Here is a 7348-nt window from a genome sequence, read left to right as displayed (position 1 = left end):
CGACCGGCGGGGTCGTGGAGCAGGATCGTGTGGCGGGCCCCGGCGCGGCGGGCCGCAACGGCGGCGGCGACGTGGCCGGGGACGGGGCCGAGCCCGGGGAGCTCGCCGGGGCGGTCGTCGAGTCCGAGCAGCGTCGTGAGTGGCAGCCGCACGACCACCCCGGCCAGCAACGGCATCCGCGACGCGTCCGTGTCGGGCTCCGCCGGGTTCCACTGATCCCCATCGGAACCTGGCTCTGCGGAACCTGGCTCGGCGGACGTGGGCTCGTCCGTGCCTTGGCCCTGACCGCTGACGTTCGGGCCGCCAGCGTTGTCATCCGGGCGGTCGTCGGGGCGCCTGTGGTCGGGGCCGGTGCCATCCGGATCGCTGTCGTCCGGTCCTGCGCCGCCGGGACCACGGTCGTCGGGACGGTCGCTGTCAGTCCCGCCGCCGTTCCTGTCGGGGCCGTTCCCGTCCGGACCGGGGCCGTCGTCATCCGGGCCGCCGCCGGGGCCGCCGTCGTCCGGTCCTGCCTCGTCGGGGTCGTCAGGGCTGTCGGGAGCCGCGTGAGGGTCGACGGCGAGTTCGGCGGTGAGGGCGGCGACGATGGTGTCGTCGTCGGCGCCCGAGAGGGTGCCGCCGGCGAGGCGGAGCAGGGTGTGGGTGGCGATGTAGCCCAGCCGGACCCGGTGCCCGAGCGCGCGCAGCCTGCCGCGGATGACCCGGGCCAGGGACTGGACGTGCAGGTAGGCGTCCTGGGCCATCTCGGGGTCCACGTCGCACGCGGAGAGGTTCATCGTGGCGGCCGGGCCGAGGGAGGTCCGCAGCCGGGCGCGTCGGCGGGCGGCGGCATGGCGCCGCGCCGCCCAGAGGCGGTCGACGGCGATCGCGGCGCGGGTAACCCGCTCGGTGAGTTGCTGCACCGGCAGCGCGGGTGCGTCGGGGAGCACGTCGGCGACCACGGTGGTGGCCTGGGCGTCGTCGAGGTCGGCGAGCACGGTCACGAAGACCTCGGCCTTGCGCTGTTCGAGCCAGCCGTCGTGCAGGGCGTCGCCGAGGTCGGGCAGGCGCTGCAGGACCCCGGCGGCGAGGGCGAGCTGGGCGGCGGCCATCGTCATCGACCAGCCGAACGCGGCGGCGGCGACCGCGGTGTCGGGCTCCTCGGCGCGGACCAGGGTGCCGGCGCAGGCGCGGCACATCTCGTCGAGGTAGGACAGCCGCACCCAGTCGGCGTGGTTGCGGGCGCGGGCCGCGGCGCGGGCGCCGGCGGCGACGTCCTGGCCGACCAGGGCGGCCAGGTCGACCTCGTCGAGGGCGGCGGTCAGCTCCGGCCCCGCGGCGATGTCGTCGAACTCGACCCGGGGCCGGCGGGGGATGGAGAGCACCTCCGCGGCCATGATTCGAACACTAGTTCGAACGACGAGCGCGGCCAAGACTCCGTCCGGAGCAACTCGATCATCCTCAGTCGGGCAACGGCGAACGCCGGGGCAGGCCCCCGGTCCGGGGCGCGGGCACGGCCGCCATCGCGGCGCGCACCTGGGCCTCCCGCACCCGGGCGCGGCGCAGCGCGTCCGCGTGCCGGGCGTCCTGGTGTGGCGCCACCCGGACCGCGGCCGGGACGCCTTCGCGGCGGATCGCAGCAGCACGCCGGTCGTCCAGGCTGCCCCGGCTCAGGATCGCGACCACCGGGGTCGCGAGCCAGGCACCCAGGGCGGCGGCGGCCGCGGCGGCTCCGGTTCCCGGCTTCGACATCCTGACCCCCGTCGTCGTCGGCCCGCCCGTGCGGAGCCGTCGTCGGTGTGTCGTGCGACCCGCCTTACCCGTTAGGCCGAACGCGGGGACGTCACCCGATCCGGGCGGGCGGAGCGGGATCCTGGGCGCCCGTAGGGTCGGCGCATGGACGACGACGTCGCGGACGCACTGGCGGAGCGCGCGGTGCCTCTGGACGAGGTCGGGCTGTCGTCGTGGCGCCCCGCACTGACCGGGGTGCGGGTGCTCGGCGTGGGCGCCGCCGCGCACGGCGCGCGGGAGCTGCTCGAGCTCGGCATCCGGCTCGTGGAGTTCGCCGTCGAGGACCTGGGCGCGCGTGTCGTGGCCCTCGGCGCGAGCGAGGCGGGGGCGACGGTCGTCGACGCGGCCGTGCGCGGCGTCGGGCTCCCCGGCGACGCCGTCGCCGCGCTGGGTGGCTGGGAGTACGACACCCGCGAGGTGGTCGAGCTCGTCTCCCGGCTGCGCGACCACAACGAGCTGCTCGGGCCGTCCGAGCGGATCCGGGTCGTCGGGGTGGACCCGGTGCGCCCGGCGCCGTCGGTGCGCGCCCTCGGCGCCTATCTGCGCGCGACGGCGCCGGACCTGCTGCCCGCCGCCCGCGACGGCCTCGCCGACCTGCTCGACCGCGAGCCCGACGCGCGCCCGCTGCCGGGCCGCGTGCGCGACACCGTCGTCGGGCTGCACGAGCGGATGGTCGCCGACGAGGCCCGCCTCGTCGCCGAGAGCGCGCCCGGCCCGTACGCCGAGGCGCTGCGCCACGCGTGGATCCTCGCCCGGGCGGCGGAGGTGGCCTGCGCGGCGCGGGTGCGCGAGCCGCGCAACGACGCGGAGGCCGAGGCGCTCCCGCCCGAGAGCGCGCCGGTGCTGCGGGCTCGGCTGGCGGCCGAGGCGGTCGGCCGGGCCGCGGAGGGCGCCGACGGGACACCCGCCGTGGTCTTCTGGGGCCACGACGACCAGGTCCGGGTCGGGGACCCGACGACCGCGGGGCGGCACCTGCGGGCGGCGCTCGGCGAGGCCTACTACGCCGTGGGCGGCCTCTTCGGCGAGGGCGACACCTCGGCGATCCGCCGCCGGGTGCTGCGGGCGGTGCGGCCGCGGCCCACCACGTTCCGCCTGCCCCGCATGACCGACACCGCCGAGGCCGACCTGCGGACGGCGCTGGGCGACGACGGCGAGCGCCTCGTCGACCTGCGTGCGGCGCGGGACGTCGACGGCCCGGTCGCGCGGTGGGCCGACGCCCGGACGACGACGCGACGCCTCGGACCCGTCGTCGACTCCGGTCAGCTGCGTGCCCGGACGCCGCTCGTGCCCGGCCGGGAGTTCGACGCCCTCGCCCACGTCCCCCGCGTGCACCCCGCCTGGATCCGGTAGGCCGGCTGCACGACACACGCCGGCCACACGACCGGGCTACGGTCCTGGCAACCACCCCGGCCGCCGTCGTGCGAGGAGATCCGGTATGTCCGAACCGTTCCGGGCCGACAAGTCCGACATCGCCTACCCCGGCCCCGGCTCCCGCCCGTTCCGCCGCGAGCTCGACCCCATCGCCCCCCACGTCATCGTGCTGTTCGGCTGCACGGGCGACCTCGCGAAGCGCAAGCTGCTGCCGGGCCTGGCCTACCTCTCCGAGTCGTCGCTCGCGCCGGACATCCGCATCGTCGGGACCGCGATGGAGGACCTGACGACGGAGGGGTTCCGGGACCTGACGCACTCCGCCGTCCAGAACTTCGGCATGCACCGGCTCGCCGAGTCCGAGTGGGCGGACTTCGCGAGCAAGCTCACCTACGTCCCCCAGGGCGAGGGCCCGGAGGCGCTCGCGTCCGCGGTCAAGGAGGCCGAGGCCCAGCTCGTCGGGAGCGATCCGCAGCGCCGATCGATCGACGGGCCCGGCGCGGTCCGCCTGCTCCACTACCTGTCGGTGCCGCCGAAGGCCGCGCAGTCCGTCGTCGAGATGCTCCGCGACGCCGACCTCGTGCGCAGTGCCCGGGTGGTCATGGAGAAGCCGTTCGGCTACGACCTGGAGAGCGCGGTCCGGCTCAACGACTTCGTCCACCAGGTCTTCGACGAGTCGCAGGTGTTCCGGATCGACCACTTCCTGGGCAAGGAGGCGGCGCAGAACGTCCTGGCGTTCCGGTTCGCGAACGGTCTGTTCGAACCGATCTGGAACCGGAACTTCATCGACCACGTCCAGATCGACATCCCCGAGTCGCTCGGTCTGGACCAGCGCGCGAGCTTCTACGAGGCGACCGGCGCCTACAAGGACATGGTCGTCACCCACCTCATGCAGGTGATGGCCTTCGTCGCGATGGAGCCGCCGACGGCGCTGGAGCCCCGGGCGATCAGCGTGGAGAAGAACAAGGTCTTCCGATCGCTCCTGCCGATCCACCCGACCGACGTCGTCCGAGGCCAGTACGGCGGCTACCGCGACGAGCAGGGCGTCGCGCCCGACTCCGACACCGAGACCTTCATCGCGCTGCGGGTCGGCCTGGACAACTGGCGGTGGGCCGGCGTGCCGTTCTACCTGCGCACCGGCAAGAAGCTCGCCGAGGGCCAGCGGATCATCTCGATCGCCTTCAAGGAGGCGCCGCGCACGATGTTCCCGCCGGGATCCGGGGTGGGGACGCAGGGCCCGGACCACCTGACGTTCGACCTCGCGGACTCCTCGCGGGTGTCGCTGTCCTTCTACGGCAAGCGGCCCGGCCCCGGCATGCGGCTGCAGAAGCTCTCCATGCAGTTCTCGACCCAGGAGATCGGTGAGGCCTCCGACGTCCTGGAGGCCTACGAGCGGCTGATCCTCGACGCCATGCGCGGCGACCACACGCTGTTCACCACCTCCGAGGGCATCGAGTCCCTCTGGGACCGCAGCCAGCCCCTGCTCGCCGACCCGCCGCCGGTCAAGCCCTACCCGGTCGGCTCCTGGGGGCCGAACGCCATCCACCAGCTCATCGCGCCGAACGCCTGGCGCCTGCCCTTCGAGCGGGCCTGGCGGGAGAAGAGGTAGGGCGAGCCCGCAACCGTCCTAGAACAGGCCTGCGTGGGCCGGGGCGCGCAGCGGCGCCGACGGCGAGACCCGCGCCCCGGGCAGGTCGGGGGCCGGGGGGAACGGGCAGGTCAGCGGGTCGACGCGGGCGGCCGCGTTGTCGATGCGCGGCGGCCCGGCGGGCTGCGGGAGGGTCGCGCTGCGGAGCGCCGGCGTAGCGGTCGGCAGGGGGCCGGAGACCGCCTCGTAGGCGTCGACCTGGCTGGTGCGCCGGCGGGCACGCCGCACGGCCTCCTGCTGCTCACGGACCTCGCGGTCGCGGACCGCGCGGTGGTGACGTCCGTGGCGCGGAGCGTGCTCGTCGGAGCGGGTGGACTGCGGAGTCGCGCGGCGCGCGGTGCTACGGAACATCGCAGATCACGTCCCAGGGTGTGGCGGAGTGTTCACCTCAGTCATCGCCCGCCGGGCGGCGGATCTGATTCCGCCGTTCGTGCCCATCGGTGACGTCTCGACGACCACACGGGGCGACCCGGCCGGATGACGACCGCCGCGCCGGTGAGGAGCGCGTCAGGCGTGGCGGGCCGGGGCGGCGAACTCGTCGCCGTCCCCGCCGTCGAGGCGCGGGAGCGGGATCGGCCCCGTCTCGTCCTTCCACGCGGCGAGCGTGCGCTGGTCGGTGGTGCCGTGCATGGCGGCGCTGACCAGGGGGGCGGCGAGCCAGGCGGCCGCGGACGAGCCGGCGGCGAGGACGACGTTCCCGGTGAACGACATGCGGTCTCCTCGGAGCAGGGGCGGAAGCGACGTGGTACCCCGCCGGACCGCGACGCGGCCGGCTCGCACCCACGTCCGGGGGACGGTCGACGACCCTGCCGAGCGCGGTGCGCGAACCAGAGGTTAGGGCAGCGCGCTCGGTCGGAGGTACCCCGAACAGGTGATGTGGGGGCGGGGTTGCGGCCAGTGACATCACGATTCGGTCACGGGCCGCTCGGGCCATCGTCCCGGCCATCCGCGCCGCCGATCGTGCGGCCGTCCGGGTGTATCGGCTACGGCCTCGTAACGGCGCGGTCTCGATCGGCGAGAACCAGTCACATCCGGTGGCGACCACAGCGGTCGCCGGAGCAGGGGGCCGTGTCATGGGGATCGTCATCACCACCGTCGTGCTGGCCGCACTCGCGCTCGTGGTCCTCGCCCTCGTGGCGCGGCCCGGTGCGGCGGCCGCCGGCGCACCCCGCCTCGCCGCCGGCTTCGCGCCCAGCCTGCTCGCCCGGGCCGGCTTCCCGGCGACCGCGCACAACGTCGCGGTGCTGCACGACCACCTCGGCGCGGCGTTCCTCGACGCCGCTCGCGGCGCCCTGCCCGCGGACGCCCTGGCGACCCTGCGGGCCCGGTGCGCCCCGGCACGCGGCGGGGTGTCGGTGGACGGCGGGTCCTCGCGGTCCTGGCCGCAGCGGGTCCTCGACGAGCTCGCCGCCCTCGGCGCGCCCGACGTCGCCGGCCTCCCGCGGCGGGCCCAGGACGCCCTGCTCGCGACCGCCGGCACCGGCAGCGGCCTCCTCGGCGGATCGGTCTTCGCGCCGCTGCCGGTGACCGGCGCGGCCCGCGTGCCGGTGCCCCGGCGGCCGGTCGCCGCCGACCGGCACGCCGTGGCCTGAAGACCTACAGCGTCGCGCGGGGTCCCGTGGACGGCTGCGCCGCGGGCGTGACCGCCCCGGTGACGGGGGCCGCGGGCGTCGCGTCGTCGTCCTGACGCTGGGCGGGGACCGGACCGGGTGCCGGGAGCGCCCCGCCGCCAGCTACGCCCAGGTCGTCGAGCTCGTCGGGGTCGTCGGTGTCCATCTCCGCCACCGCGCGGGCCGCGGCCAGCGCACTCGGGCCGTCCTCCCCGACGAGCTCGACGACCCGGGCGTAGCCGGCGCGCGCCTCGGCGGTCCGCCCGCTGTGGCGGTCGAGGTGGGCGAGGTCGAGGCGGGCCTCGGCCTCGCGGCCGGCGTCGCCGGCCTCCCGCGCCGACGCCACGGCCGCCCGCAGGCACCCGCGCTGGGCGTCGAACCGGCCCGCGTCGCGCTCCAGTCCGGCGAGGAGCAGCCCGGCGTCCGAGGCGTCGCGCGCCGGGCCGTCACGGACGACGAGCTCGAGGTGGCGCCGGCGCTGCGCGGGCTCGGCATCGCGGTCGAGGCCCAACCAGAACGCCGCGCGCGCCCGCAGCGCGCGCCGCGACCCGTCGTCGGGGGTGCCGTCGAGGACCGCGGCGAACCAGCGGCGGGCCTCCGCGGCCCGGCCCGCCTGCAACGAGGCGACGCCCAACCGGTAGTGCTCGTCCGGCGTCGTCGACCCGGGCGCGGCGAGGTCGGGGGGCGGGCGCAGCAGCCCGACGGCGAGGTCGTCGAACCGCCGCGCCAGCGCGAGCATCCCCACGGTGCGCCGCCGGGCGCGGGCGCCGGGGGCGTCGAGGAGGTCGCCGACGACCTCGCCGAGGCGGGAGGGCGGGGTCCAGCCGGCGGGACCGAGGTCGTCGGCAGCCGCGGTCAGCCGCCGGTCCGGGACGTGGTGCACGCCCTCGGTGAGCCGCAGCCGCCGCAGCAGCGGGGCCTCGCCACGGCGCGGGTGCTCGGTGACCAGCGA

At 76.5% G+C, this 7348-nt stretch carries 7 protein-coding genes and 1 pseudogene; 3 read left to right on the top strand and 5 right to left on the bottom strand.

Features of this window, described 5'->3' with window-relative positions:
- A pseudogene (locus AC0CYZ_RS18910) lies at positions 1-1376 on the bottom strand (hypothetical protein); the annotation flags it as partial.
- Positions 1377-1440: 64 nt separating this feature from the next.
- Positions 1441-1731, bottom strand: coding sequence for a hypothetical protein (locus AC0CYZ_RS18905; RefSeq protein WP_472218109.1), 291 nt, complete (start codon positions 1729-1731; stop codon positions 1441-1443).
- 144 nt (positions 1732-1875) lie between these two features.
- Between AC0CYZ_RS18905 and AC0CYZ_RS18900 the strand changes: the two genes are divergently transcribed.
- Both AC0CYZ_RS18900 and zwf read left to right on the top strand, forming a co-directional pair.
- Positions 1876-3120 (top strand): erythromycin esterase family protein, encoded by a 1245-nt coding sequence (locus tag AC0CYZ_RS18900; RefSeq protein WP_472218107.1) that lies wholly within the window; start codon positions 1876-1878, stop codon positions 3118-3120.
- 85 nt (positions 3121-3205) lie between these two features.
- The gene (gene zwf / locus AC0CYZ_RS18895) at positions 3206-4747 is read left to right on the top strand and encodes a glucose-6-phosphate dehydrogenase (RefSeq protein WP_472218105.1); all 1542 of its coding nucleotides are present in this window, start codon (positions 3206-3208) and stop codon (positions 4745-4747) included.
- Between the two features lie 18 nt (positions 4748-4765).
- Here zwf and AC0CYZ_RS18890 read toward each other — a convergent pair whose 3' ends face one another.
- Both AC0CYZ_RS18890 and AC0CYZ_RS18885 read right to left on the bottom strand, forming a co-directional pair.
- Entirely contained in the window at positions 4766-5137 is a 372-nt protein-coding gene (locus AC0CYZ_RS18890; protein ID WP_472218103.1) for a hypothetical protein, read from the bottom strand.
- 156 nt (positions 5138-5293) lie between these two features.
- Complete coding sequence (locus tag AC0CYZ_RS18885; protein WP_472218101.1) at positions 5294-5497, bottom strand: hypothetical protein; 204 nt, start codon at positions 5495-5497, stop codon at positions 5294-5296.
- A 362-nt stretch (positions 5498-5859) separates the two neighbouring features.
- On the opposite strand from AC0CYZ_RS18885, the gene AC0CYZ_RS18880 reads away from it, so the two are divergent.
- Positions 5860-6378 (top strand): hypothetical protein, encoded by a 519-nt coding sequence (locus AC0CYZ_RS18880; RefSeq protein WP_472218100.1) that lies wholly within the window; start codon positions 5860-5862, stop codon positions 6376-6378.
- Between the two features lie 4 nt (positions 6379-6382).
- On the opposite strand, the gene AC0CYZ_RS18875 is transcribed toward AC0CYZ_RS18880, so the two are convergent.
- Positions 6383-7348: hypothetical protein (locus AC0CYZ_RS18875; protein WP_472218098.1), on the bottom strand; the 966-nt coding region annotated here is incomplete at its 5' end.

The sequence above is a fragment of the Actinomycetospora sp. genome (genome assembly GCF_055612215.1).
The sequence above is the reverse complement of the archived record's forward strand: the minus strand, read 5'-3'. Positions and strand labels throughout refer to the sequence as shown.